The 24069-nt window shown below is 69.1% G+C and carries 24 protein-coding genes; 13 read left to right on the top strand and 11 right to left on the bottom strand.

Annotation, left to right across the window (positions count from 1 at the left end; genetic code table 11):
* Positions 1-263 precede the first annotated feature (263 nt).
* The 9 genes from rpmH to SLQ33_RS06170 all read left to right on the top strand — a co-directional run bounded on the left by rpmH (position 264) and on the right by SLQ33_RS06170 (position 6608).
* Positions 264-407, top strand: coding sequence for a 50S ribosomal protein L34 (gene rpmH / locus SLQ33_RS06210; RefSeq protein WP_070355130.1), 144 nt, complete (start codon positions 264-266; stop codon positions 405-407).
* Positions 408-427: 20 nt separating this feature from the next.
* Positions 428-787: a ribonuclease P protein component gene (gene rnpA / locus SLQ33_RS06205; RefSeq protein WP_319453271.1), complete on the top strand. Its 360-nt coding sequence runs from the start codon at positions 428-430 to the stop codon at positions 785-787.
* Positions 784-1080: a membrane protein insertion efficiency factor YidD gene (gene yidD, locus SLQ33_RS06200; protein ID WP_319452924.1), complete on the top strand. Its 297-nt coding sequence runs from the start codon at positions 784-786 to the stop codon at positions 1078-1080. The genes rnpA and yidD overlap by 4 nt, the downstream gene beginning before the upstream one ends.
* Before the next feature lie 49 nt (positions 1081-1129).
* Entirely contained in the window at positions 1130-2227 is a 1098-nt protein-coding gene (gene yidC / locus SLQ33_RS06195) for a membrane protein insertase YidC (RefSeq protein ID WP_413467602.1), read from the top strand.
* A 92-nt stretch (positions 2228-2319) separates the two neighbouring features.
* Entirely contained in the window at positions 2320-2844 is a 525-nt protein-coding gene (locus tag SLQ33_RS06190) for a protein jag (RefSeq protein ID WP_319453270.1), read from the top strand.
* Between the two features lie 60 nt (positions 2845-2904).
* Positions 2905-3606 (top strand): 16S rRNA (guanine(527)-N(7))-methyltransferase RsmG, encoded by a 702-nt coding sequence (gene rsmG / locus SLQ33_RS06185; RefSeq protein WP_319452922.1) that lies wholly within the window; start codon positions 2905-2907, stop codon positions 3604-3606.
* Positions 3603-4637: a ParA family protein gene (locus SLQ33_RS06180; protein WP_319452921.1), complete on the top strand. Its 1035-nt coding sequence runs from the start codon at positions 3603-3605 to the stop codon at positions 4635-4637. Before rsmG ends, SLQ33_RS06180 begins: the two co-directional genes overlap by 4 nt.
* A 13-nt stretch (positions 4638-4650) precedes the next feature.
* Positions 4651-5646, top strand: coding sequence for a ParB/RepB/Spo0J family partition protein (locus SLQ33_RS06175; protein ID WP_319452920.1), 996 nt, complete (start codon positions 4651-4653; stop codon positions 5644-5646).
* Between the two features lie 215 nt (positions 5647-5861).
* Positions 5862-6608 carry an acetyltransferase gene (locus SLQ33_RS06170; RefSeq protein WP_319452919.1) on the top strand — a complete coding sequence of 249 codons (747 nt, stop codon included), beginning with the start codon at positions 5862-5864 and terminating at the stop codon, positions 6606-6608.
* 7 nt (positions 6609-6615) lie between these two features.
* Here SLQ33_RS06170 and SLQ33_RS06165 read toward each other — a convergent pair whose 3' ends face one another.
* The 7 genes from SLQ33_RS06165 to SLQ33_RS06135 all read right to left on the bottom strand — a co-directional run bounded on the left by SLQ33_RS06165 (position 6616) and on the right by SLQ33_RS06135 (position 16846).
* Positions 6616-7809: an N-acetylmuramoyl-L-alanine amidase gene (locus SLQ33_RS06165; protein ID WP_319452918.1), complete on the bottom strand. Its 1194-nt coding sequence runs from the start codon at positions 7807-7809 to the stop codon at positions 6616-6618.
* A 156-nt stretch (positions 7810-7965) separates the two neighbouring features.
* A complete protein-coding gene (trxA, locus tag SLQ33_RS06160; protein ID WP_319452917.1) occupies positions 7966-8301 on the bottom strand; it encodes a thioredoxin in 336 nt (111 codons plus the stop codon).
* Positions 8302-8355: 54 nt separating this feature from the next.
* A complete protein-coding gene (trxB, locus tag SLQ33_RS06155; RefSeq protein ID WP_319452916.1) occupies positions 8356-9291 on the bottom strand; it encodes a thioredoxin-disulfide reductase in 936 nt (311 codons plus the stop codon).
* 157 nt (positions 9292-9448) lie between these two features.
* Positions 9449-10039 carry an RNA polymerase sigma factor SigM gene (sigM, locus tag SLQ33_RS06150; protein ID WP_319452915.1) on the bottom strand — a complete coding sequence of 197 codons (591 nt, stop codon included), beginning with the start codon at positions 10037-10039 and terminating at the stop codon, positions 9449-9451.
* Between the two features lie 101 nt (positions 10040-10140).
* Entirely contained in the window at positions 10141-13665 is a 3525-nt protein-coding gene (murJ, locus tag SLQ33_RS06145; RefSeq protein WP_319452914.1) for a murein biosynthesis integral membrane protein MurJ, read from the bottom strand.
* A complete protein-coding gene (locus tag SLQ33_RS06140) occupies positions 13662-16070 on the bottom strand; it encodes a DUF6049 family protein (protein ID WP_319452913.1) in 2409 nt (802 codons plus the stop codon). The genes murJ and SLQ33_RS06140 overlap by 4 nt, the downstream gene beginning before the upstream one ends.
* Positions 16067-16846, bottom strand: a complete 780-nt coding sequence (locus SLQ33_RS06135) for an NUDIX hydrolase (RefSeq protein ID WP_319452912.1) — start codon at positions 16844-16846, stop codon at positions 16067-16069. The genes SLQ33_RS06140 and SLQ33_RS06135 overlap by 4 nt, the downstream gene beginning before the upstream one ends.
* A 114-nt stretch (positions 16847-16960) precedes the next feature.
* Here SLQ33_RS06135 and SLQ33_RS06130 point away from each other — a divergent pair, with 114 nt between their 5' ends.
* The 3 genes from SLQ33_RS06130 to SLQ33_RS06120 are packed head-to-tail and all read left to right on the top strand — an operon-like array spanning position 16961 to position 19903.
* Positions 16961-18418: a CCA tRNA nucleotidyltransferase gene (locus tag SLQ33_RS06130; protein ID WP_319452911.1), complete on the top strand. Its 1458-nt coding sequence runs from the start codon at positions 16961-16963 to the stop codon at positions 18416-18418.
* An 18-nt stretch (positions 18419-18436) separates the two neighbouring features.
* Positions 18437-18928, top strand: coding sequence for a pullulanase (locus SLQ33_RS06125; RefSeq protein WP_319452910.1), 492 nt, complete (start codon positions 18437-18439; stop codon positions 18926-18928).
* 9 nt (positions 18929-18937) lie between these two features.
* Positions 18938-19903 (top strand): squalene cyclase, encoded by a 966-nt coding sequence (locus SLQ33_RS06120; protein WP_319452909.1) that lies wholly within the window; start codon positions 18938-18940, stop codon positions 19901-19903.
* Position 19904: 1 nt separating this feature from the next.
* Here the strand turns inward: SLQ33_RS06120 and SLQ33_RS06115 are convergent, their stop codons facing one another.
* Positions 19905-20678, bottom strand: a complete 774-nt coding sequence (locus SLQ33_RS06115; RefSeq protein ID WP_319452908.1) for a TIGR03084 family metal-binding protein — start codon at positions 20676-20678, stop codon at positions 19905-19907.
* A 4-nt stretch (positions 20679-20682) separates the two neighbouring features.
* The gene (locus SLQ33_RS06110) at positions 20683-21984 is read right to left on the bottom strand and encodes an MFS transporter (RefSeq protein ID WP_319452907.1); all 1302 of its coding nucleotides are present in this window, start codon (positions 21982-21984) and stop codon (positions 20683-20685) included.
* A 125-nt stretch (positions 21985-22109) separates the two neighbouring features.
* Here SLQ33_RS06110 and SLQ33_RS06105 point away from each other — a divergent pair, with 125 nt between their 5' ends.
* Entirely contained in the window at positions 22110-22715 is a 606-nt protein-coding gene (locus SLQ33_RS06105; RefSeq protein ID WP_319452906.1) for a YqgE/AlgH family protein, read from the top strand.
* Here SLQ33_RS06105 and SLQ33_RS06100 read toward each other — a convergent pair.
* Both SLQ33_RS06100 and SLQ33_RS06095 read right to left on the bottom strand, forming a co-directional pair.
* Positions 22702-23682, bottom strand: coding sequence for a bile acid:sodium symporter family protein (locus SLQ33_RS06100; RefSeq protein ID WP_413467601.1), 981 nt, complete (start codon positions 23680-23682; stop codon positions 22702-22704). The genes SLQ33_RS06105 and SLQ33_RS06100 overlap by 14 nt on opposite strands.
* Before the next feature lie 19 nt (positions 23683-23701).
* The gene (locus SLQ33_RS06095; protein WP_319452904.1) at positions 23702-24040 is read right to left on the bottom strand and encodes a hypothetical protein; all 339 of its coding nucleotides are present in this window, start codon (positions 24038-24040) and stop codon (positions 23702-23704) included.
* Positions 24041-24069: the final 29 nt, after the last annotated feature.

The following is a 24069-nucleotide window of genomic DNA, read 5'->3' as shown; positions in this document are numbered from 1 at the left end:
TCGTGCGACTGCTCGACAGTGGTGAACGGTGTGACGCACGAGGTCACCTGGCGGTCGCTGCGGGTAGGTTTGACCTAGGGAAATCTCGTCAGTACCCTCGAACAGTCGCCCGCACGTGGCGACACGGCAGCGACCCGCGGTTCCGGGGTAACGCGCCGGAGCTAGCAAGCGAGACGAACGAGCGTAAACGCGACTGCGTCCCCACCGCATGAGCACTTCATGGGTGACGGACACGGACGCAAGGTAATTGAGGAGATACAGCCGTGGCCAAGGGCAAGCGCACTTTCCAGCCGAACAACCGGCGTCGTGCACGCGTGCACGGATTCCGGTTGCGGATGCGCACGCGCGCCGGCCGGGCGATCGTGTCCAGCCGACGTAGCAAGGGCCGTCGCTCGCTCACTGCGTGACGCGCGCAGGACTTAGCGTCGTGCTTCCGGCTCGATACCGGATGACACGGTCCGCGGACTTCGGCCTGACGGTCAACAAGGGAGTCCGAGCCGTTCAACCAGACTTGGTCGTCCATGCGCTGCGCGTGCCGGACGACGGATCAGACGTGCCCAAGATCGGCCTCGTCGTGGCGAAGTCGGTGGGCACCGCGGTGCAACGCCACCGGGTCGCGCGCAAACTGCGTCACGTGGCGCGCGGTGTCGTGGACGAACTCCACGCAGGCGACAGGGTCGTCATCAGAGCGCTGCCGAGTAGCAGGCATGCGATCTCCGCTCGGCTCGAGCAAGAACTACGCACGGCCCTGCGGCGAGCCCAGGAACGCACTGGGGCGTCGCGATGACCGGCGGTCGGGGCGCTGTCCTGCGGGGTGTGGTCTCCGCGGTGCAGCTGTACCGGAACATGATCTCGCCACTGCGGCCCGCGTCGTGCCGATTCACCCCCACGTGTAGCCAGTACGCCGTGGATGCACTGCAGGAGTACGGGCTGCTCCGCGGGACCTGGCTGGCGGCCGTCCGGCTGGCCAAGTGCGGACCCTGGCACCGTGGAGGGTGGGACCCGATCCCCGATCGGGCGTCCAACTCAAAAGACCCGATCGAGAGCGATCCAACGTTGAGGAGCGATTCGCTTGTTTGATTTCAACTGGTTCAGTCTCGACTACATCTACTATCCGGTCTCCGCGATCATGTGGGTCTGGTACAAGGTCTTCGCCTTCCTCATCGGACTGATCCCAGGCGTCGACGGCGATACCAACTTCTTCGCATGGGGCCTGTCGGTGACCTTCCTGGTCTTCACATTGCGGGCCATTCTGTACCGCCCCTTTGTGCGGCAGATCGAGACCACCCGCCAGATGCAGGAGCTGCAGCCACAGATCAAGGCGCTGCAGAAGAAGTACGGCAAGGACCGCCAGCGGATGGCGACGGAGATGCAGAAGCTGCAGAAGGAGCACGGATTCAACCCGATCCTCGGTTGCCTCCCGATGCTCGCGCAGGTGCCTGTCTTCCTCGGCCTGTACCACGTGCTGATGTCCTTCAACCGGACGCAGACCGGCTTCGGCCGGCTGGGGCTGACGGTCCAGGAGAACGCGTCGCTGGGCAACTACCTCTTCAGTGCCGCGGACGTCCGCAACTTCCTGGACGCGCATCTGTTCGGGGCACCGCTGGGTGCATCGATGATCCAGACGGTCGGACTCGATGCCTTCACGCACTTCAATCGCGCGTCGGTCATCGCCGTCGGGGTGCCGCTGATGATCCTCGCCGGCATCGCCACCCACTTCAACAGTCGGGCGTCGGTGGCGCGGCAGAGCCCGGAGGCGGCGGCCAACCCGCAGACCGCGATGATGAACAAGCTTGCGCTGTACGTGTTCCCGGTCGGCGTGATCGTCGGCGGCCCGTTCCTGCCGATCGCGATCATCTTGTACTGGGTGTCCAACAACGTGTGGACGTACGGCCAGCAGCACTACGTGTTCGGCAAGATCGAGGCCCGCGAAGAGGCCAAGAAGCAAGAGGACATCGAGCGACGCGCGTCCAACGCCCCGGCGCCCGGCGCCAAGCCCGCCCGGAAGCCGAAGCGCACAGCTGCGCAGAAGCAGGCAGCAGCCAACAAGGCTGCCGTGGCGGCGGACGCGGAGAGCACTGCGACCGAAGTGGAATCGACCGCTGAGGTGGACGCACCCACCACGCCGACGACGAACGCCGCAGCCAAGCCCGGCGGCACCAACAACGGCGCTGCCAAGAACACGCCCCGCCGGAATCCCCGGCCCGCCAAGAGGCGAAGGCAGTGACCGTGCTTTCGCACGAAGACCCGCAACGCGGACCGGGTGACACCGGGACCGCCGACGAGATCCTGATGGACGAGGAAGAAGGACCAACGACCATGACTGACGCCGACACGACCGAGCGCACGACGGAGACCGAAGAGCCGCCGCGCGAGAAGATCGAAGACCGACTGGTGGCCGAAGGCGAGATTGCCGGCGACTACCTCGAGGAGCTCCTGGACCTGTTGGACTTCGACGGAGACATCGATCTCGACGTCGAGGGCGACCGGGCGATCGTGAGCATCGACGGCGGCGAGGACCTGACCAAGTTGGTCGGGCGCAAGGGCGAGGTGCTCGACGCGCTGCAGGAGTTGACGCGACTCGCGGTTCATCAGAAGACCGGGGAGCGCAGCAGGCTCATGCTGGACATCGCGCGCTGGCGCCGGGGGAGGCGCGACGAGCTGGCAGCGCTGGGGGAGCAGATCGCGCGCCGCGTCTTGGCGAGCGGCGAGCGCGAGGAGCTCACGCCGATGACGCCGTTCGAGCGCAAGATCGTGCACGACGCCGTCGCCGCGATCGACGGGGTTCGCAGCGAGAGTGAAGGCGCCGAGCCGTCGCGTCGCGTGGTCGTCCTCGTCGACTGAGCGTCAGCTCGAGTTACACCGATGTAGTTCGTACCGTCCGCCGCCCGTGGATTCGGAGGAATGTTTCACGTGAAACATGGCCACGCTCCGGATGCGCCCGGGGCGGCAGACTCCGTCTTCGGCCCCAGTCTCGAGCCCGCGCGTCGGTATGCGGCAATCCTCGCGGGCGCCGGCATCGAACGCGGACTCATCGGTCCGCGTGAACTCGACCGGCTGTGGGACCGTCACCTGTTGAACTGTGCGGCGATCGCCGAGCTCTTCGAAGCGGGAGAGCGGGTGGCCGACATCGGCAGCGGTGCCGGCCTGCCGGGCATCCCGCTGGCGCTCACTCGCCCGGATCTCCACGTCACGCTGATCGAGCCGCTGCTCCGGCGCGCCGACTTTCTGGAGGAGGCGGTGTCGGAGTTGGGGCTGGCGGTCGAAGTCGTCCGGGGGCGCGCGGAGGACAAGGCGGTGCTCGAGAGTGTCGGAGAATTCGACGCCGTCACGTCGCGAGCGGTCGCGTCCCTCGACAAGTTGGCGCGGTGGTCGATGCCCCTGCTGCGCGAGGGCGGGCGAATGTTGGCGATGAAGGGCGAGCGAGCCGAAGAAGAAGTCACCGAGCATCGACGAGTCTTGGACTCATTAGGTGCCGTTGACGCGGAGGTGGTGAGATGTGGCGTGGACTATTTGACTCCACCCGTAACCGTGGTCGTAGCGCGGCGCGGAGCACGGACACAATCAGCGAAGCGGCCATCGCGGCCGCGGAGGAAGTCGGGATGAAGCCGCCACCGGAACACAACGCGAACGTTCCCGGGGCAGGACCGTCCGCCGCGACTCCGAATGTTTCACGTGAAACGGCGCCCCCGGCGCCAGCCAATGTTTCACGTGAAACATGGCCCGCCGGAACCGACGGGGCATGGCCGGTCGATGACATCGCCGACACTCCGATTGGCGCCGAAGCAGAGCGCGCCGTCCGGCTCTTGCACGGCGCGAAGGGCAACCGGCTGCCGCGGCCGTCACACCAACGTGTCTTCACGATCGCCAACCAGAAGGGTGGCGTCGGCAAGACGACGACGGCAGTCAACGTGGCGGCAGCGCTGGCGTTGCAGGGGCTGAACACGCTCGTGATCGACCTCGACCCGCAGGGCAACGCCAGCACGGCACTCGGCATCGAACACCGGGAGGGGACGCCGTCCTCGTACGAGGTGTTGATCGGGGAGATCTCGCTGGAGGCGGCGGTCCAGCGCAGCCCCCACAACGAACGGCTCTTCTGCGTTCCCGCGACGATCGACCTGGCGGGCGCCGAGATCGAGCTGGTCAGCATGGTCGCCCGCGAAGGACGACTGCGGAACGCGCTCGCGAGCCTCAAGGACCACGACTTCGACTACGTCTTCATCGACTGTCCGCCGTCGCTCGGGCTGCTGACGATCAATGCGCTGGTTGCCGCTCCCGAGGTACTCATCCCCATCCAGTGTGAGTACTACGCGCTGGAGGGAGTGGGCCAGCTGCTGCGCAACATCGAGATGGTCAAGGCACACCTCAACCCCAACCTCGAGGTCACCACCGTCATCCTCACGATGTACGACGGCCGGACCAAGCTGGCCGACCAGGTGGCCGACGACGTCCGGTCTCACTTCGGCGACAAGGTGCTGCGGACGGTGATCCCGCGCAGCGTGAAGGTTTCCGAGGCGCCCGGTTACGGGATGACGATCCTCGACTACGACCCGGGCTCCCGCGGAGCGATGAGCTATCTCGACGCCAGTCGCGAGCTCGCCCAGCGCGCGGACCCTCGATCGAAGGATTCGCGATGAGGAGACGGAATCGATGACGCCGCAACCGCAACCACGCAAGCGCAGCGGGCTGGGCCGGGGCCTCGCTTCGTTGATCCCGACCGGACCCGACGATGGCGAACCGAACAACCTCAGTCCGGGGGCGGCCGACGTCGTGCTCGGCGGAGGCGCCCCGCACGGGTTGGCCGAGCCCGTCGTGTCCGACGTCGGCGCGGTCTACCGGGAGATCCCGCCGACGGCGATCGAGCCGAATCCCCGTCAGCCGCGGCAGGTCTTCGACGGAGATGCGCTCGCCGAACTCGTTCACTCGATCCGCGAGTTCGGGCTCATGCAGCCGATCGTCGTGCGCCCGGTGGACGGCGCACCGGGTGGACCTCGCTACCAGCTCGTGATGGGGGAGCGGCGGTGGCGTGCGGCGCAAGAGGCGGGACTGGCGACCATACCGGCGATCGTCCGCGAGACCGCCGACGACAGCATGTTGCGCGATGCCCTGCTCGAGAACATCCACCGGGCACAGCTGAACCCCTTGGAAGAGGCGGCCGCCTACCAACAACTCCTCGACGAGTTCAGCGTGACTCACGAAGAGTTGGCCACCCGGATCGGTCGGTCGCGTCCGGTGATCACCAACATGATCCGACTGCTGCGGCTGCCGATCGCCGTTCAGCGCCGCGTCGCTGCCGGCGTGCTGTCCGCGGGCCATGCGCGAGCGCTGCTGGCGCTCGAGGCCGGACCGGACAAGCAGGAGGCCCTCGCGGCGAGGATCGTCGCGGAGGGACTGTCGGTGCGGGCGACGGAGGAGGCGGTCACGCTCGCCAACCGCGAGGGACCCGACCCGGCGACGCCGACCACCCCCCGCCGCAAGCCGATCCAGATGCCAGGGCTCCAGGACGTTGCTGAGCGGCTGTCGTCAGCGTTCGATACCCGGGTTACGGTGAGCGTTGGCAAACGCAAGGGGAAGATCGTGGTCGAGTTCGGCTCGGTCGACGACCTACAACGGATAGTGGACCTAATGAACGCAACGAAGGCATGACCCACCACACCACGTAATTACGTCACTGTGACACAACCCCTCGTCGCGCGGCCCTACGGTCGGGATTCAAGGAGGAATGACCCTGTGCAGCAACGGATTTGGGCAAACCGGTGGTTTGCGATGAGCGCGGCTGCCGAAATCGGGCCCCGTGTAGCGCGCTCTCCTATCCTGGAGGGGCCGCCATCGGCAGCACCGACCGAAGACCGGGGAAACTAGTGTCCGCACGAATCACGCCGCTGCGGCTCGAGGCATTCGAGCAGCTGCCCAAGCACGCGCGGCGCTGTGTGTTCTGGGAGCTGGACCCGTCGACGCTGCGGGGCGACGATCACCTCGCGGATCCCGAGTTCGAGAAGGAAGCGTGGCTGTCCATGGTCATGCTCGAGTGGGGGTCATGCGGCCAGCTCGTCGTCGAGTGCACATCCGACCAAGATGGCCCCCCGGTGCCGGTGGCCGACGACGCGCCATGCCTCGGCTACGTCTTCTACGCTCCGCCGCGGGCGGTGCCGCGTGCCCGGCTGCTCCCCACCGGACCGGTGAGCGCCGACGCGGTTCTGCTCACTTCGCTCGGCGTCGAATCCGGAGCCGACGCCGACGGGTTGACCCGCCAGCTGGTGACGTCGGTGGTCGCGGATCTGATGCGACGCGGCGTGCGGGCGCTGGAGGCGTTCGGGCGGACGGCTGAGGCGTCGGCACTATCGGAGCCGAATGCCGTTCCGGCCGAACTGCGCCCAGCGGTGGAGGTGCTCGGCGACTGCTCGGTCGAGCAGTGCGTCGTCGACGCGGACTTCCTCATCGACGTCGGGTTCACCGTCGTTACGCCGCACCGCTACTTTCCCCGGCTGCGTCTGGAGCTCGAAGAGGGCCTGGGGTGGAAGGCCGACGTCGAGGCGGCGCTGGAGCGACTGTTGGAAAGCGCTCGGCTGCAACAGCCGGTGGGTGCCGGACTGTCGCCGTGCGTATGAGCTGGCGTCAGGCTTGAGCGGCGCGGCCGGCTTCGACCGTCCGCTCGTGCGCCAAGAGTTCGGCGAAGGTGAACGTGCCCGTCGGGCGGTCGTTCTTGCCAAGCAGGTAGAGCCGCTTCACCGCGGCGAGGATGCCTTCGGCGACCGAATCACGGATCTGGGTGGACACCAGCAAGTCACGGTCGCTCGCGTTGGTGATGTACCCGACGTCCACCTGCACGGTGGGCATCCTGGTCAGCCGAAGCAGGTCCCACGTGCGACCATGAGTACGGCAGTCGCGTAATCCCGTGCGCGCCACCACTTCTCGCTGGACGAAGTCGGCGAGGTTGCGACCGATGGTGGACACCGAACCGTGTGAGTTGCCGAAGTGAAACGACGCGACGCCGTTGGCGGGGGAGCCGGGCAGGTTGGCGCAACGCAGGCTGATCATGAGATCGGCGCCGACGGTATTGGCCGTCTGGGCGCGCTCGGCGTCCGACGGGCTTCCCCCGACCGGACGCGACAAGAACGTGTCCATCCCGATGGCGGTCATGCGGCCTTCGAGGCGACTTCCCAAGTCCCACAGCATGTCTGCCTCACTGATGGGACCCGACGGGCCACGCACGATCAGTCCGGTGTCGGCACCGCCGCGGCCCGGATCGATGATCACGCGCTTCCCGGACAGCCGCGGCCCCGAACGGCGAACCAGTTCCTCCTCGCGGATGGCGTGCGGCGAGCCGCCGGTCACCCGCGAACCGAGAAAGTACAACGAGCGCAACGTCTCTGGGCCGCAGATGCCGTCGGGGTACAGGCCGTACTCGCGCTGGTAGGACATCAGCCCGTTGTGCGTCTGCAGCCCGAAGTGCCCGTCGACCAAGCCGGTGTAGAAACCGAGGTCCTGTAGCCGGGCCTGCAGCGTGGCCACGTCGTCGCCGTACATCGGGGCGCCGAACTGGTGGGCCAGCGTGCGCGCGCCGAGCCGATAGGACGCTTCCTTGAGTGCGCGATACGTGGCCTCGCCGACGGCACCGTCGACCAACAGTCCGCGGCGCTGCTGGAACGCGCGGACGGCTTCGTCGAGGTCGTCGTCGAAGGCATCGAGCGCGACGTGCTTACCGGTGTTGACGTCCTCGTCGGCGTTGTCGATCAGGCCGAGCGCCGACAATGCCGCCCGAATCTCGGTGACCGCGCCTCCGCGATCGCCGCGACGCAGAATCGACATAACCAGGCCTCTCGGTGACCAACGCCGGCAGGGGCACGGCTTCGACTGTGGCGGGGGCAGCTGGTCTGCTGCCAGCCATCATTGTCGCAGACCGTGCCGAAAATAAGGAAAACTCCAGGCCAACCAACGGTCTGGCGTGTGGACCGGACGGGCCCGTCAGACGTGGTCAGCGAGCTCGCGCAGCAGCGCGGCCTTGCCCTTCGTCCCGACGATGCGCTTCACCGGTTCGCCGTTCTTGAACAGGATCAGCGTCGGAATCGACACCACCTGGAAGTCGCGCGCGGTGCCGGGGTTGGCGTCGACGTCGAGCTTCGCCACGGTGAGTTCGCCGGCCTTCTCGGTGGCTAGTTCCTCGAGCACGGGAGCGATCATCTTGCATGGGCCGCACCAGGTGGCCCAGAAGTCGACGAGGACGGGCGTGGCGCTGGCCAACACGTCGTCGGAGAAGGAATCGTCGGTGACGGCGACCGTCGCGCTCGTGTCACTAGTCATGGGGTGCTCCTTGCGGTAGGGGTGGTGCTGAAAAACATTGCAGGACAGGCACGATCACTCGCGGTCCGAGAGCCAGCGCTCGGTGTCGATGGCGGCCGAACAGCCACTGCCCGCCGCCGTGATGGCCTGGCGGTACGAGTGGTCGACGAGGTCGCCCGCGGCGAACACGCCGTCGAGCGACGTGCTCGTGGTGCGGCCCTTGACCGCGACGTAGCCCTCGTCGTCGAGGTCGACCTGGCCGCGGATCAGGGCCGAGCGCGGATCGTGGCCAATCGCCACGAACACGCCCGTGACGGCCAGCTTGGACTCCTCGCCGGTGACCGTGTCGCGCAGCCGCAGCCCGGTGACCTTCGGCTCGCCCTCGACTTCGGTGACGGCAGTGTTGGTCAAGAAGGTGATCTTCTCGTTGGCCTTGGCCCGCTCCAGCATGATCTTGGACGCGCGGAACTCCTCGCGGCGGTGGATCAGGGTGACGTTGCTCGCGAACTTGGTGAGGAAGATCGCCTCCTCCATCGCGGAGTCGCCACCGCCGATCACCGCGATGTCCTGGTCGCGGAAGAAGAACCCGTCGCACGTCGCACACGTGCTGACGCCGGTGCCAATGCGCTCCATCTCGCCGGGCACGCCGAGCTGCCGCGCAGCGGCGCCCATCGCGAGGATGACCGCGTGGGCCGCATACGACTCGTCGCCGACGGTGACGGTCTTGACGGGTCCGGACAGGGACACCTCGTCGACGTCCTCCATGCGCAGGTCCGCGCCGAACCGCAACGCCTGCTCGCGCATCTCCTCCATGAGCTCGGGGCCGGTGATGCCCTCCTTGAAGCCGGGGTAGTTCTCGACCTCGGTGGTGGTCATCAGGGCACCGCCGAACGCGACGCCCTCGAACACCAGGGGCTTCAGCTGTGCCCGGGCCGCATAGATGGCGGCCGTGTAACCGGCCGGACCCGAACCGATGATGATCACGTCATGGACCATGGGATTGGAGGTCATGTCCGCCTTTCTGCCATACCGCGTCGGCACGCGTATAACACCAGGGTATTCGGGGCTGTTCCCGGACGTGGACTGGCCTCGTCACGGATTGTTAAGTGTTGCGTCCGCCAGGAGCCCAGTGTCCACTGAACTGCAGCTGGGCCGCACCGCCAGCGCGCTAATCGCCTGCGGCGTGTCGCCCGGCCATGGCCGGGTCGTGGCCAAGGTACTCCAGCGTCTTGGCGAGTTTGGCCCGCGCGCGCGAGCAGCGGCTCTTGACCGTGCCTTCGGGGACGCCGAGCAGCCGGGCCGTCTCCGCTACCGAGTAGCCCTGCATGTCCACGGCCACCACGGCGGCGCGTTGCTCCACCGGTAGCCGCATCAGTGCGCGTTCGATGACCAGCGCGGTGTCGATGCGCGGGGTTGGGTCACGGCCGGGCCACAACTCGTCTTCGAGAGACGTGGTGGGGTGAGTCTTGTTGCGCCGCAGGCGGTCCAGGCACGCGTTCACGACGATGCGGTACAGCCAGCTACTGACGGAGGCGTCGCGGCGGAACGCGGGTGCGTTGCGGTGCGCCGCAAGCATCGCGTCCTGGAGCGCGTCGGCGGCGTCGTCTGGGTTGCGGCTGGTGATCTGGGCCAGCCGGTACAGCTGGCGGTGGTGACGGTGGAACAACGCCTCGAACGCGTACCGCTCGCCCGCGACGTGCGCGTCGAGCAACTCCTCGTCCGACCGAGTTGGATCAGCGATTCCCCCGAAGCTCCCCACAGCCGAACCCTAAGCAGGCAGGAGCACCCGTCCGGACACTACTTTTCGCTGCCGCCGTTGACCTGTGCCAACGACGTAGCCGGCCTGGGGATGGGGAGCGGTTAGGACGCGGACTTGACGATGATGTCGGAGATGGCGGTCTCGCTCTTGCCGTCGACGGTGCCGAGCGTGGTGATCCACACGACCAGGTAGGACGTCGGTGACGCATTGTCGACGGTGATGGTGTTGGAGCCGGTCTTCATCGCCGTCGGCGACGTCAGTTCGGTGGTGTCGCTCAGCGCCGCGGGGGTGCCCGACTCCGCGGACCGTAGCTGAATGGACGTGCCCGTGCTGTTGAGGTTGAGCGTCACCGACGCGACCTTCGTGGGCTGCGGCAGCTGCAGGATCAGCCCGACGCCGTCCTTGAAGCCGGGGAACGGCACCGGGTCGCTGTAGGTGTCCGTTGGCCACGCCGTCGCCGGGTTTCCGTCGATCGCCAGGCCCGCGTCGGCGGGATTGTCGGCTTCGCCGCCGGGCGAGAAGACCGCCGCCTTGACGGGCTTCACGACGTCGGTGTCGACGGGTGCGCTGGTGCTACTGCTCGGCGCGTTGAGCCCGAGCTCGTCCTTGTTGAGTGGGCCACCGACGTCGCCGAAGATGCTGCTGAGCACGGTGGCCAGCACGACGAGCGCGATGACGAGGATGGCTCCGCCGATGGCGATGCCGATGAACAGCCCCTTGCGCTTGCGCTCGCTTGCCTCGGGGTCGTCGGCGGCGGCGACGCGGTAGCGAGCGGGGCCCTCGCCGGGCTCGTCGATCGGTGTGATCAGTTCGGTGCGGTCGGCGACGGCAGTGGCCTGCTGCAGGAGGTTCAACAGAGTGGGCGCGCTCCGGATGCCGCCGTTCTCTTGCACCGCACGCGCGGCGGCCGCGGAGATCTGGAACGGGATAGCCCGGTCGATCGCGCGAGGATCAAGCGGCTCGCCCGCCGGATCGAGCTCGGCGGGCTCCATTCCGCTGCGGACGCCGGACTCGGGCAGCGGCCACCGATTGACCAGCAGCGCGTACAGCGCGGCGCCGATGCCCCGGATGTCGTCCTCGGGAGTGGCCGTGGCCAGGGTGGCGGGGAAGGCGAGCGCCACGTCGCCGTCGATGCTGACCCGCACCCGGCCGGGGTGGTCGATCGACAGCGCGACACCGGACCGGTGGGCGGCTTCGGCCGCTGCGGCGAGCGATTGGATGGCCCTCGCGCCGCCGATCGAGGATGGCGCGGTCTCCGCCACCTCTGCGAGGGAACCGCCGCGGATCCACTCCGAAACGATCAGCCCACCCGACCCCGTCTGCGCGACGTCGAGCACTCGGGCGATGCCGGGCATGTCGATGCGACCCAGCTTCGTCGTGCGGGAAAGAATCTCGGAGACTTCGTGCTCGGGGAGCATCGCGTCGGGATCGACGAAGGTGAGCGCCACCTGGCGGTCGTGCGTGATGTCCATCGCGTGCCAGAACTGCAGGTGCGGTGGCCCGCCGTGGAAGACGAGCAGCCGATAACGGCCGCCCGCGATGGTGGCTCCTGGGATGAGGTGGGCGTCGTCGTCGAGCGACGCATCGAGCGGCACGTCGTGTGGCACGTCGAAGGCGAGCGTCTCCCGGCTGGGGTTGCCGCCGAAGTCCGATGGCGGCCGGTCGGCTACGGAGTACGGCACCTCGTCGGGCACGTCGGGCTGGAAGTCGTCGGCTGAGGGGCGAGGGATGCGGGTGGTCGCGCCGCTCTCGGACCCGGGTACGCCCGCGGAGTCGTCGGTCACCGCTGGTCCTTTCCGAGTCCTTACCCCGGCAACCCCTGCCGGAGGGATGCGCCGCAGGTCCGCGGGATGCGGAAAAAGACGCAACGGGCGCGTGATGTCATCAGCGTACGGCAGGGGTGGCAGGCCAGGCGGCCTGTCGGAGACCCCCATCGGTTGGGCCGTCACGGAATGGGACCCGGCGCCGCGCCCGAACCTGCGCCGCACGGCGGCCGCCGCGGCGTGTGCGTCGGGCACCTTCGCGGACCACAGCACCACCCAGACGATCGGCAACATGATCACGCCGAGCACCAGGAGCCGGAGCAGCGAGCCGCCGCCACCGTAGTTCGTGGTCAGCGCCTCGAGGCCGAACAACCGGTCGACGACGTACGCGGACAGCCCGGCGATCAGCGACCCCGCGATGGTGACCAGGATGGTCCGGACCACCTGTAGGTCGATCAACGCGCCGCCCGGCGGTTTGAGGGCGCCGCGCAGCACGACGTAGCCGACGGTGGCGCCGGCCAGGAAGCCGAGCCCGTTGGCCAGCCCCAGGTAGCCGGCGACGAGTTCGTTGTCGTCCGTGAGGTAGGGCGCGGCCAGCGAGGCGACGATCTTCACGACGGTGATGACGACGATGATCGCGATGGGCGTCCACGGCTGCTCGCGGGCGTAGAAGACGCGCAGCTGCAACAGCACCAGGGCGTACGGGATCAGCGTGAACGCAGACAGCGTGATCGCCACGCCGAGGTAGCCGGCGTCGACCTCGCCGAAGTTGCCGTACGCGAACAGCGCGCTGCCGATGGCCGGGCCACCGACGGTCATGAACGCCACGATCGGAATGAGCGTGATCATCGTCAGCCGAGTCGCCAGCGACAGGTCGGCAAGCACGGCGGGGGTGTCGTCGGCGGCGGCGTTGCGAGACAGCCGCGGCATCACCACCGTCAGCACGGTGACGCCGATCATGCCGAACGGCAGCATCAGCACCAGCCACGTGTAGTTGTAGATGGCGGGGCCGGAAGCGGCTGCGGTGCTGGCGATCTGGTTGCCGACGATCAGGCCGGCCTGGCTGATGAGGACGTAGAGCACCATGGCCGCCGCCATGCCGCCGAACTTCTTCAACCGGTCGTCGAGCCCCCAGAGCGGGCGCAGGCTGACCCGTTCGCGACGGATGGCGAGCAGCAGTACCACCGCCTGCGCGAAGACGCCGAGCGTGGTGCCGATGCCGAGCACCAGCAGCTTGGCGTTGCCCATCTCGACCGGATTCACCGACAACTCGCCCGGGACGGCGAGGTACACCAGCAGCGTCGCGATGGCGACCACGTTGTTGATCACCGGCGCCCATGCGGGCGGGCCAAAGACGTTGCGAGTGTTGAGGATCGCCATGAACACCGAGGACAGCCCGTAGAAGACGACCTGCGGCAGCAGCAGGTAGGCGAAGGCGGTGGTCAGCGAGCGGTTTACCTGAGGGTCGTCGCCGAGCATCAGGTGCACCAGCAGCGGCGCGGCCACCACCGAGAGCAGGGTCGCGACGAGCAGCAGCGCGGTGGCCAGCGTGACGAGCCGACGCACGAACGCGGTGCCGCCGTCGGGGTCGTCGCGCTCCGCCCTGGCCAGCACCGGCACGAAGATCGCGGTGAACGTCGCCTCGAGCACCAGCGCGGCGATCAGGTTCGGCAGCTGGTTGGCCACGGTGAACGAACTGGACAGCGCGGCGCCGAGGATCGCGGCCAGCAGCACGATGCGGGTGAAGCCGGTGATCCGGCTAATGAGCGTGGCGAACGCCATGCCCCACGACCGCGACACCACCGCGGCGTCGGAGAGTTGTGCTGGCTTCGGCGGCCCGGATCGGGCGGAAGCCGAGGTCACGTGTCGTCCGGGGCGTGGGCGATCGCGACGTCGAGTGGGTCGGACTTGTCGGCTGGGCCGCGCTGGCTGGGCCGGTCGAGGTCGGCCCGGTCGGGTTGCCCACGGAAGCGGTGCCACAACCGTCGCCCGGCGAGCAGCACGAGCACCGCGCCCGCCGACAGCGTGATGAAGAAGAGCACCTTGCCGTAGGCGTTGGAGTGCACCGACAAGCGCACGGGTTCGCCGAGCGCCAGCCCGTTGGCGGTCCGCAGTGACACGTCAACGGCGACGCGCTGGGTGAAGTGCACCTCGATCGGCACCCGAAGCGGAAGGAAGCCGGGCGGCAGTTCGATTTCGCCCATGTCCGTCACCGTCATTCCCGGCGGGGCGGCGATGGCGAGCCGCACCCGGATGGGCACCGGCAGGTCGTTGCGCAGCGCCAAAGGCAGCGGACTGCGTTCGGTGGCCAGTGTGTAGGAGCCGCCTGGGTTGACCACCGTGACCGCCCGAAACATCTCGTCGACGGCAGCCGCGGTGGTCCCAATGCGCTGTTCCGCCAAACCATTTCGCGCGTCCGGCGGTACCGACTGGCTCAGCGCGCGCAGCATGTCCTCACGCAGCGGCGCCGTGTACTGCACACCGGTGAGCCCGGTCCGCTCGTCGTCGGTGAGCGCGGCCGTCAGGCCCCACAGTCGACCGGTCACCCCCGAGATCGAGGAGGTGACGCCGTCGCCGAACTGGGCGTTGGGGTTGCCGATGGCGTCACCGGGCAGGGGTTGGGCGTCCTGAACCGGGATCGCGAGGCTCTCCGCGATCACCGCCGTCAGCGGCCGCGGAACCGCGAGCCCGGCATGGATGGACGTAGCGACCGAGGTGAGGATCGCTTGGGCGTCGTCGGGCCCGAGGTTCCACGCCATCGGCGGCATCGCGAGCTGGGTGCGCGGTGTGGCGTCCGGCCGCAGGCCGCGCCACAGCAGTGCGGACAGCGCATCCTGACGGCGCGCGACGGTCGAGTCGTGCTTGACCGGAACCGCGAGCGACGCGTCGAGGTAGCCCGGCACCGTCGGCTCCGTACCCGCGCCGGCCAGCGCCGCCCCAAGCGTCGGGTCGAACGGCGCGCTCACCAGCGCAGGCGTGTACCGGCGCGGCGTGACGTCGACACGTGGCCCCTCGCCGGTGGCGGAGTCCTGTTCGGTGACTTCGCCCGCGGCGATCGCGACGGTCTGGCCCTGCTGGGCGAGCCCGGCGAGCAGTTCGGCCACCGGGCCCGTCAACGGGCCGTCGCCGACCAGCGTCGCGCCGCGGACAGACTTGACGCCGAGGATCTGGTCGACGATGTCGGCCGCGTCGCCTGTGGCGATCGTGCTCAACCCCGGGTCGTTGACGCGCTGCAGCGCGCCGAGGTCGGCCTGCGCGTACACCGTCGCCGTGACACACATCCGCTGCGTCAGCGCCTTGAGCCGGTTCAGCCAGTCGATGGCAGCGTCCTGTCCGGTGCCCGGCGTGGTGGGGGAACTGATCCCGCCCGACGGGTTGTCGTTGACGACGTAGCCGGCCGTCATCGCGTTGACGGTGACGAGCAGGTCCGGGTCGACCGCGAGGCAGGCCGCGCTGCGCATCTGCCCACCGGGGTCGACGGGCGGGCTGGTGGCGAAGTCGATCGCCCCGAGCAGGGTGTCCAGCCGGCCGCCCGCGGCCAGCGACGCCGCGAGGTCGTCGTCCTTCAGCCGGACCGGGGCCGTGCCGCCGGGGACACCCGCGGCCAGCCTCGGCTTGTCGGCGAGCGGCCACAGCAGGGTCATCCGGACGGGGCGGGAGGTGTCGGGTGGCACGACGGCCGACAGCGTGTCGCCGGTGTCGGTGCTCGGGTCGGGCGGCACCCCGAGCACCGGCAGCAGGAAGCGGGCGTCGTCGAGCCGTGCAGGAGCGCCGTAGTCGGGGGTGCCGTTGACGTTGACCAGCGTCGGATAGATGCCGGGCGAGGTGATGTCGAGCGATGGCAACTCGCTCGAGCGCAGCGGGTAGGACAGCGTGAACGGCACGTGCTGGCCGCGCTCGAGCTCGGGCGCCACGGTGATGAAGTCGGCGACCGGCTCGTACTGCTCGACGGGACCGGCCAGGTTGGTGCGCAGCTGCGGCGACGAGCTCACGGCCGCGGCGTGCTCGAGCCGCACCATCACGTCGCGCACCGGCCGGTCCCCGACGTTCGTCACCGTGCCAACCACGGTGACGACGGCGTCGCTGGTGGTGCTGACGACCTCGGGGGTGACGCTGTCGATGCGGATCGACAGGAATGACCCGGACCCGGGTTCACCGGCCGCCGCTCGGGGCGCGATGGCAGGTGCGGCAATGAGCGTCACCAACGCGACGGCGGCCAGGAAACGTAGCAGCGTCGGCAGTGGTGCCAGGGCCGCCGGGTTCCTCATGGTCCTTGGCCGCAGCCGTTCGCCCGCCGACCGGGTTGGGGCTGGGGGGCGTCGTCGGGACGACGGTTGCGGGTGTGAGAGTGCGTCTGGGGGCGGCGCCGCGGCGAGGAGTGCGGCAGCGGCGGCAGCGCATCCTGGCCGCCTTCGTGCAGCTTGTCGATGAGATCGTCGGCGACCTCGGCGAGGCGCCGCTCGTCGGCGTACGCCAACCGCGCAGGCAGCTCCTTGAGCGGCACCCAGGCCACCTCACTGACCTCCACGTCGTCGTCGCAGAGCTCACCGCCGAGGAATCGCATCAGGTAATGGTGCACCGTCTTGTGCACGCGCCTGCCCTCGGTCACGAACCAATAGTCGATGCTTCCGAGCGCGGCGAGCACGCTGCCCTGGATTCCGGTCTCCTCGGCGACCTCGCGAATCGCGGTCTGCTCGGCCGTCTCACCGAGCTCGATGTGCCCCTTGGGCAGCGACCACAGCACCCGGCCGCGGCGGTCCAGGCGGCCGATGAGGGCGGCCACCTGGCCATCCTTGGGGCCGTCGAGCCCGTCGATGACGAGGCCGCCCGCGGACGTCTCGTGCACGGTGCGCAATCGGGCGGGGGCCTGATGGCCGGGCCGGGGCCGGGGCTTGGAGTCAGCTGGAGTGGGGCCCGGTTGGGCGGGGCGGTCGCCGTTCGCCGAAGATGGACTCTGGGCGTTCGAATCGGGGGGGCCTGCGGAGCGTCGGCCGCGGCGCCGTCCCCGGCGCCGTCTTGGTTTGGCCCGTTCGCCCTCCGACACCCAAGCGATAGTAGCTGCCACGGGCGTTTCTCCCTGCCTCGCACTCGCCGCGACGCACTACCTATGCCGAGTCGTTACGGTGCTGTGAGCCGCGCGGTGAGGACCATGTCCTCGATGGAAAGATCACCAAACGTGCCGAACGACTCCCAAGCAGACGCCGCGCAGCTCGCCGCCGCCGCGGTGGCGCTGAACCGGCACGCGGACGTCCTCGCCGAACTCGGCCGACTGTTCAGCGCCGCAGGTCACGAGTTGTACCTCGTCGGTGGCAGCGTGCGCGACGCACTGCTCGGTCGGCTGGGGACCGACCTGGACTTCACCACCGACGCGCGTCCCGAACAGATCCAGCGCACGGTCGCCGCGTGGGCGGACGCCCTGTGGGACACCGGCATCGAGTTCGGGACCGTCGGCGTGGGCAAGGGCGACGACCGGCTCGAGATCACCACGTTCCGCGCCGACGCTTACGACGGGGTGACGCGCAACCCGGAGGTGCGGTTCGGCGACCGGCTCGAAGACGACCTGGTGCGACGCGACTTCACGGTCAACGCGATGGCAGTGCGCATCACGGCGACCGGTCCGGGCGAGTTCCTCGATCCGCTCGGCGGCTTCGGCGCGCTGCGGACGCGCACGTTGGACACGCCGGCGGCCCCCGAGGTGTCGTTCGGCGACGATCCGTTGCGGATGCTGCGGGCGGCCAGGTTCGTGTCGCAGCTCGGCTTCGACGTCGCGCCGCGGGTGCGCGACGCCATGGAACGGATGGCGCCGCAGCTGGGCCGCATCACCGCCGAAAGGGTGTCCGCCGAGCTGGACAAACTGATCCTCGGCGCGGACCCGGTCGCCGGAATCGACGTGATGGTGCAGACGGGCCTTGGCGAGGTAGTGCTGCCGGAGGTGGGCGCCATGCGCATGGCCATCGACGAGCATCATCAGCACAAGGACGTCTATCAGCATTCGCTGACGGTGGTGCGTCAGGCGGTCGACCTCGAGAAACAGGGCCCCGACCTGGTGCTGCGCTGGGCGGCGCTGCTGCACGACATCGGCAAGCCCGCGACGCGCAAGCACGAGCCCGACGGCGGGGTGAGCTTCCATCACCACGAGGTGGTCGGAGCGAAACTGACCCGCCAGCGGATGCGGGCGCTGAAGTACTCCAAGCAGATGATCGCCGACGTCTCGCAGCTGGTGTACCTGCACCTGCGCTTCCACGGGTACGGCGACGGCAAGTGGTCCGACTCGGCGGTGCGGCGCTACGTCACCGATGCGGGACCGCTGCTCGAGCGGCTGCACCAGCTCGTCAGGGCCGACTGCACGACGCGCAACAAGCGGCGGGCTCAGCGGCTGCAGGCCGACTACGACGACCTCGAGCACCGCATCGCCGAGCTCGCCGCCAAGGAGGATCTGCAGCGGGTGCGGCCCGACCTCGACGGCAACGAGATCATGGAACTGCTCGGGATCCCGGCCGGCCCGCTGGTCGGACAGGCGTGGGGGTTCCTCAAGGAGCTGCGCCTCGACCGGGGACCGCTGAGCCGCGAAGAGGCCACGGCGGAGCTCTTGAATTGGTGGAACGCCAGGAGCTAGCCGCGCGTCCAAGTAGTCGTGGACTACTGCATGGGCAACGGTGACGGCGCGGCCAGCATCTGGTCGGCAGAACCCGACTTGGACCTCGACGGGGACGGTGCATTCGACGCGCTTGCGCTGGACTTCGACGGCGACGGCCGCATCGACGACGCCATCGCCGACCTCGATGGTGATGGGCTCGCCGATCACGTCGTGCTGGATCTGGACGACGACGGCGTCGGCGAGGCCAGCTACACCGACGACGGCTCTGGGACGTGGGCCGTCAGCGTCGAACGTGGCGGGCAGCTGAGGTTCTTCGGGCTCGACGGCATCGAGTCCACGGGTGGTCCGGTGCTCGACTTCGATGGGGACGGGGCGCTCGACGACCGGCTGCTGGACGTGGATCGCGACGGGTCGGCAGATCGGGTGCTCGCCGGCGATCGGGCCTACGTCGACACCGACGGCGACGGACGCTGGGACGTCACGCTCTCCGACACCGACTCCGATGGCGCCGCCGACTCCGCGAGCTAAAGTCGAATCATGTTGGTCGACAACCCGATCGAGTGGCTGCTCGACTCCGACCCGGCGCTGCGTTGGCAGGTCGAGCGCGACCTGTGCGGCGCCCCGCCCGAGGTGTGGCAGGCGACGCGGGCGCGCATCGCGACCGAGGGCTACGGCGCGCGGCTGCTCGCCGAACAGGAGCCCACCGGGCAGTGGGCGGGCGGCGCGTTCTTCCCCTCCGACTTCGACTTCGACGACGTGGAGCGGTCGGGCCAGCCGTGGACCGCGACGACGTGGACGCTCAACGCGCTGCGCGAGTGGGGCATGGCCCCCGACGTGCTCCGCGAACGTCGCACCGCCGAACTACTCGCCGAACACAGCCGCTGGGAGTACGACGACCTGCCGTACTGGGGCGGCGAGGTCGACTGTTGCATCAACGCGTGGACGGTCGCGAACGGGGTGTGGCTCGATGTCGACGTCGGCGGGCTGGTCGATTGGTTCGTCGAGCATCGGCTGACCGACGGCGGGTGGAACTGCGAGTGGGTGGAGGGGTCGACTCGGTCGTCGTTCCACTCGACGCTCAACGCGCTCAAGGGGCTGCTCGCCTACGACGCCGCGACCTGTGGCACGGACGCCTCACGCGCGGCTCGTCGCGGTGGCGAGGAGTACCTGCTGCAGCGGGGATTGCTCCGCCGGCTTTCGACCGGTGCACCCGTGGCGCCGTGGGTCGACCGGTTCCGATACCCCTGGCGCTGGTGCTACAGCGTGCTCAACGCAGCCGAGTACTTCCGCGAAGCCGCATTGGTCGACGGCACCGCGCCGGATCCCCGCATGGCGGAGGCCATCGAGCTCGTGCGCGCGGCGCGCCAGGCCGACGGCACGTGGCTGCAGGGCGAAACGTTGCGCGGGCGAGTGTGGTTCGACGTCGACGTGCCAGAGGGCGAGCCGTCGAAGTGGCTCACCCTGTCCGGCATGCGGGTGCTCGACTGGTGGGACGCGCGCTAGTTCATCGGCCCGGCCCCGGGGGGCCCGCGAACGCCTGCGCGATGCCCAGCCACTTCTGCGCGTCGGCGCCGACGGCCGTCACGTCGAGCTCCGCGCGCGGCCTGCGCTGCGTCACCAACAGACAGAAGTCCTCGGCCGACCCGGTCACGCGCTGCGCGGCGTCGGCCGGGCCCCACGACCACGTCGATCCGTCCGGGGCGCGCAGCTCGACGAGGAACGGCTCGGCGGGTGCGGGCAGCCCGTTGACCGCGAAGGCGAAATCCCTTGTCCGAACCCCGATGTGGGCGATCGACTTCAGCCGGGCGGTGGCCGGGCGCTTCACGCCGAGCGCGTCGGCGACGTCCAGGCCGTGCGCCCAGGTCTCCATCAGCCGCGCGGTCGCCATCGACGCCGCACTCATCGGAGGGCCGAACCACGGCAGCTTGCGACCGTCCGCGACCCGCAGCAGCTCGTCGTGCAGGACGGCGCGCTCGTGCCGCCACTGCGTGAGCAGGTCCGCGGGCGGAGTGACGGCGAGCTCCTCGGCGCCCTCGTCGACGAAGCCGGCGGGGTTCTTGGCAGCCGCCTCGAGTTGTGCGGCAAATCCGGCCTCGTCGGTCACCGCGACCACCGCGACTCGGTCGGTCCACCACAGGTGCGCGATCTGATGGGCGATGGTCCAGCCTGGCGCGGGCGTGGCCGTTCGCCACGCTTCCTCCGGGAGTGCCGCGACGAGTTCGTCGAGTTCGTCGCTCTCCGCCCGAAGGTCGGCTACGACGGAATCCGCGCCAGCCATGGCGTCACACTAGCCCCGCTCGGTCAGACGCCCCGGTGCGGCCGCGCCCCACGGCGGCGTGCACCGCCAGCCCAACGACGTAGGCCACCGCGCCGGCGACCACCAGTGCGGGCGAGTGTCCGTCGACGGGAATGACGGACGCGGCCACGGTGATCGCGCCGACGAACGCCACCCAGAAAAGCGCGTCCTGAACCGTAAAGACGTGACCGCGGAGCGCGTCGTCGACGTCGAGCTGCATCGCCGAGTCGCCGCACAGCTTCACGAACTGCCCCGCGGCGCCCAGCAGAAAGGCGCACACCATCATGACCGAAAGGTCCAGGCCCACTCCGCCGAGCTGAACCACCACCGCCGCCGCGAGCGCGACGTTGGCCGTGACGTACCGGCTCCAGCGACGCACGGCGAACGGGGTGAGGAAGTTCGCGAGGAACGAGCCCAGCCCGGTAACCGTGCCGAACAGCACAGCCACGCCGAAGCCCGCCACGCTTACCGAACCGGTGTGCCGCACGAGGACCAACACCAGCAGCGTGTTGATGCCGAACACGATGCGGTGCGCGACGATCCCCGACAGCGTCGCCGCCACGCTGGGCACGGCGACCACCGTCCGGATGCCATACCCCCAACCGGTGGCCACCGCGTAGGCCACCGAGCCGTGCACGGCGCGGGCCGAGTCGTCGGGACCGAGCACGTGCGGCGCGAACCGGACCGACAAGTAGAACGCCAGCGCCACCGCCGCAGAGGCGATGAACACGGCGGTCGCCGAACCACCGGCGCCTGCCCCGAACACCGAGCGCGGCCCGAGCATGGAGATCGCCCCGAAGAACAGGGACGCAGCGCTGACGGCCGTTGCCACCGAGTTCATCGTCAGCACCTGCTCCCGCGGCACCACGTGTGGCAGTGCCGCGGACAGCCCCGAGGTGACGAACCGCGTGAACCCATTGACGATCAACGCGCCGAGCAGGATCCACACCTGGTCCACGCGGAACAGGAGCAGGAGTGCCACCGCAGCCATGAACACCGCTCGGGCGAGGTTCGCGACGATGAGCACGCCACGTCGGTCCCACCGGTCGAGCAGCGCACCCGCGAACGGACCGAGCAGCGAGTAGGGCAGAAACAGCGCGGCGAAGGATCCGGCGATCTCCCAGGGGTTCGCGGCCCTTTCCGGGTCGAAGAGCAGTGCCCCGACTAGTCCACCCTGGAACAGCCCGTCGCCGAACGAACTCACGGCGCGCAGCTCCAGCAGCCTGCGCAGTTCGGGCAGCGCATGAACCGACCGCCAGAGGGCGACGATCGCATGCGGGCTAGCCACGTGGAATCCGATCTCGTTGGTCGGTGTTCGGGGGCGTACGAGCTGGACCCGGACAACCCTACAAATATCCCGGCAGGCCGCGCCCGTTCGCGACGACGAGGCGGCGCTGGTGCCATGATGGTGAGGTGGCGCAGTCAGAAGATCCGGAGGACTACCTCGCCCCCACGGCGCACCGCGTGCGCGCAGGAACACTGCTGCTCGCCAACACCGATCTGCTCGAGCCGACGTTCCGGCGCAGCGTCATCTACATCGTCGAACACAACGACGGCGGCACCCTTGGAGTGGTGCTGAACCGGGCCAGTGAGACCGCGGTCTACAACGTGCTGCCGCAGTGGGCGAAGCTGGCCACCAAGCCGAAGACGATGTTCATCGGCGGACCGGTGAAGCGCGACGCGGCGCTGTGCCTGGCCGCCGTGCGGGTCGGCATCGACGCCGGCGACGTGCCGGGGTTGCGGCCCGTGCAGGGCCGGATTGCGATGGTGGACCTGGACGCCGACCCCGACTCGATCGCCCCCGCGGTCGAGGGCGTCCGCATCTATGCCGGGTACTCCGGCTGGACCATGGGACAGCTCGACGGCGAGATCGAGCGCGACGACTGGATCGTGTTGTCGGCGTTGCCATCCGACGTGCTCGTCGAGCCGCGAGTCGATCTGTGGGCGCGGGTGTTGCGCCGCCAGCCGCTGCCGCTGTCCGTGCTGGCCACCCACCCCATCGACGTCAGCCGGAACTAGCCTCGGGCGCGGTCCGCGACATGCGGGTGGCGATCGCCGCGCACACCACCAGCTGTATTTGGTGAAAGATGATGAGCGGCAACATGATCAGCCCAGCGCCGCTTCCGAACAGGACCAGTGTCATGGGCAGCCCAGAGGCCAGGCTCTTCTTCGAACCGCAGAACAACAGCACCGCCATGTCCGCTCGGTTCAGCCGGAACAGCCGCGCGGCGCCGACGGTCAGCGCCAGCATGATCGCCAACAGCACCGCGCACACGGCCAGCACGCCGAGCAGGCGCCAGGCGTTCACCGTGCTCCAGACGTGCTGCGTCATGCTCAACGAAAAGGCGGTGTAGACCACCAACAGGATCGAACCGCGGTCGAAGGCCTTCGTCACGACCGGATGGCGAGCCACCGGGCCCGCGAGCCACGGCCGCAGCAGCTGCCCGACGACGAATGGCAACAGCAGCTGGACCACGATGTCGAGCACCGCCGAACCGTCGACCCGGGCCGTGCCGGCGGTGTGCACCAGCAGCACCACCAACAGCGGCGTCAGCACGACGCCCAACATGTTGGACAGCGTCGCGCTGACGATCGCGGCGGGCACGTTGCCGTGCGCAATCGAGGTGAACGCGATCGACGACTGCACGGTGGACGGGACGAGGCACAGCATCAGCACGCCGGTGTAGAGCCCGGGGGTCAGCACCGAGGGCACCAACACGTGGGCGGCCAGCCCGAGCAGCGGGAAGGCGACGAACGTCGCACCGAGCACCAGCAGGTGCAGCCGCCAGTGCCGTAGCCCATGCCACGCCTCGGTCGGCGACAGCCGGATGCCGTAAAGCGTGAACAGCAGGGCGATCGCGATCTTCGTCACGATGGCGAGCACGTCGCCGAAGCGGCCGGAGGCGGGAAACAGCGCTGCCAGCGCGACCACGCCGAGCAGCGTGACGATGAACGGGTCCGCGGGGAGCCGCAACCGGCGCGGCATCGGCATCAGCGGCAGTACGTCAGTTGCAGGACAAGGTGCAGGACGCGCACGAACCGGTGCAGCTGGCGACAGCCTCACGTTGCGCGACGACCTTGGCGCTCTGGTAGCAGCCGGCCGCGACCGTGCTGATTGCCCCGACGACGCACACCACCAGCACCAGCAGGCCGGTCGACTGCGGCGTTGCCAGCGCGACGAGGCCACCGGCCGTGAGCATCGTCGCCGCGGCCAGCTGGGTGGGCGCGACGGCGCGGAGCACCTGACCCACCGGGTCGCCGACGCGTGGCCGGGCCAGCGACCACAGCCCCAAAGCGGTCGTCGCGGCGGCGGCGCACAGGCACAGCACCGCGGCGATCAACATGGCCTCAGAATACGAGGCGCCCGAGGGTC

It is taken from the genome of Mycobacterium sp. RTGN6, assembly GCF_033804605.1.
GTDB lineage: Bacteria > Actinomycetota > Actinomycetes > Mycobacteriales > Mycobacteriaceae > Mycobacterium.
Note: the sequence above shows the minus strand (reverse complement) of the source record. Positions and strands in the feature narration are given on the sequence as shown.

Bases quoted from the DNA above. Each gene is read 5' to 3' on its own strand.
- yidD (WP_319452924.1), top strand. From the start codon at position 784: ATGACCGGCGGTCGGGGCGCTGTCCTGCGGGGTGTGGTCTCCGCGGTG.
- yidC (WP_413467602.1), top strand. From the start codon at position 1,130: ATGTGGGTCTGGTACAAGGTCTTCGCCTTCCTCATCGGACTGATCCCA.
- SLQ33_RS06190 (WP_319453270.1), top strand. From the start codon at position 2,320: ATGACTGACGCCGACACGACCGAGCGCACGACGGAGACCGAAGAGCCG.
- rsmG (WP_319452922.1), top strand. From the start codon at position 2,905: ATGTTTCACGTGAAACATGGCCACGCTCCGGATGCGCCCGGGGCGGCA.
- SLQ33_RS06180 (WP_319452921.1), top strand. From the start codon at position 3,603: ATGAAGCCGCCACCGGAACACAACGCGAACGTTCCCGGGGCAGGACCG.
- SLQ33_RS06175 (WP_319452920.1), top strand. From the start codon at position 4,651: ATGACGCCGCAACCGCAACCACGCAAGCGCAGCGGGCTGGGCCGGGGC.
- SLQ33_RS06165 (WP_319452918.1), bottom strand. From the start codon at position 7,809: ATGTCGATTCTGCGTCGCGGCGATCGCGGAGGCGCGGTCACCGAGATT.
- trxA (WP_319452917.1), bottom strand. From the start codon at position 8,301: ATGACTAGTGACACGAGCGCGACGGTCGCCGTCACCGACGATTCCTTC.
- trxB (WP_319452916.1), bottom strand. From the start codon at position 9,291: ATGACCTCCAATCCCATGGTCCATGACGTGATCATCATCGGTTCGGGT.
- SLQ33_RS06140 (WP_319452913.1), bottom strand. From the start codon at position 16,070: ATGAGGAACCCGGCGGCCCTGGCACCACTGCCGACGCTGCTACGTTTC.
- SLQ33_RS06130 (WP_319452911.1), top strand. From the start codon at position 16,961: ATGGAAAGATCACCAAACGTGCCGAACGACTCCCAAGCAGACGCCGCG.
- SLQ33_RS06120 (WP_319452909.1), top strand. From the start codon at position 18,938: ATGTTGGTCGACAACCCGATCGAGTGGCTGCTCGACTCCGACCCGGCG.
- SLQ33_RS06115 (WP_319452908.1), bottom strand. From the start codon at position 20,678: ATGGCTGGCGCGGATTCCGTCGTAGCCGACCTTCGGGCGGAGAGCGAC.
- SLQ33_RS06100 (WP_413467601.1), bottom strand. From the start codon at position 23,682: ATGCCGCGCCGGTTGCGGCTCCCCGCGGACCCGTTCATCGTCACGCTG.
- SLQ33_RS06095 (WP_319452904.1), bottom strand. From the start codon at position 24,040: ATGTTGATCGCCGCGGTGCTGTGCCTGTGCGCCGCCGCCGCGACGACC.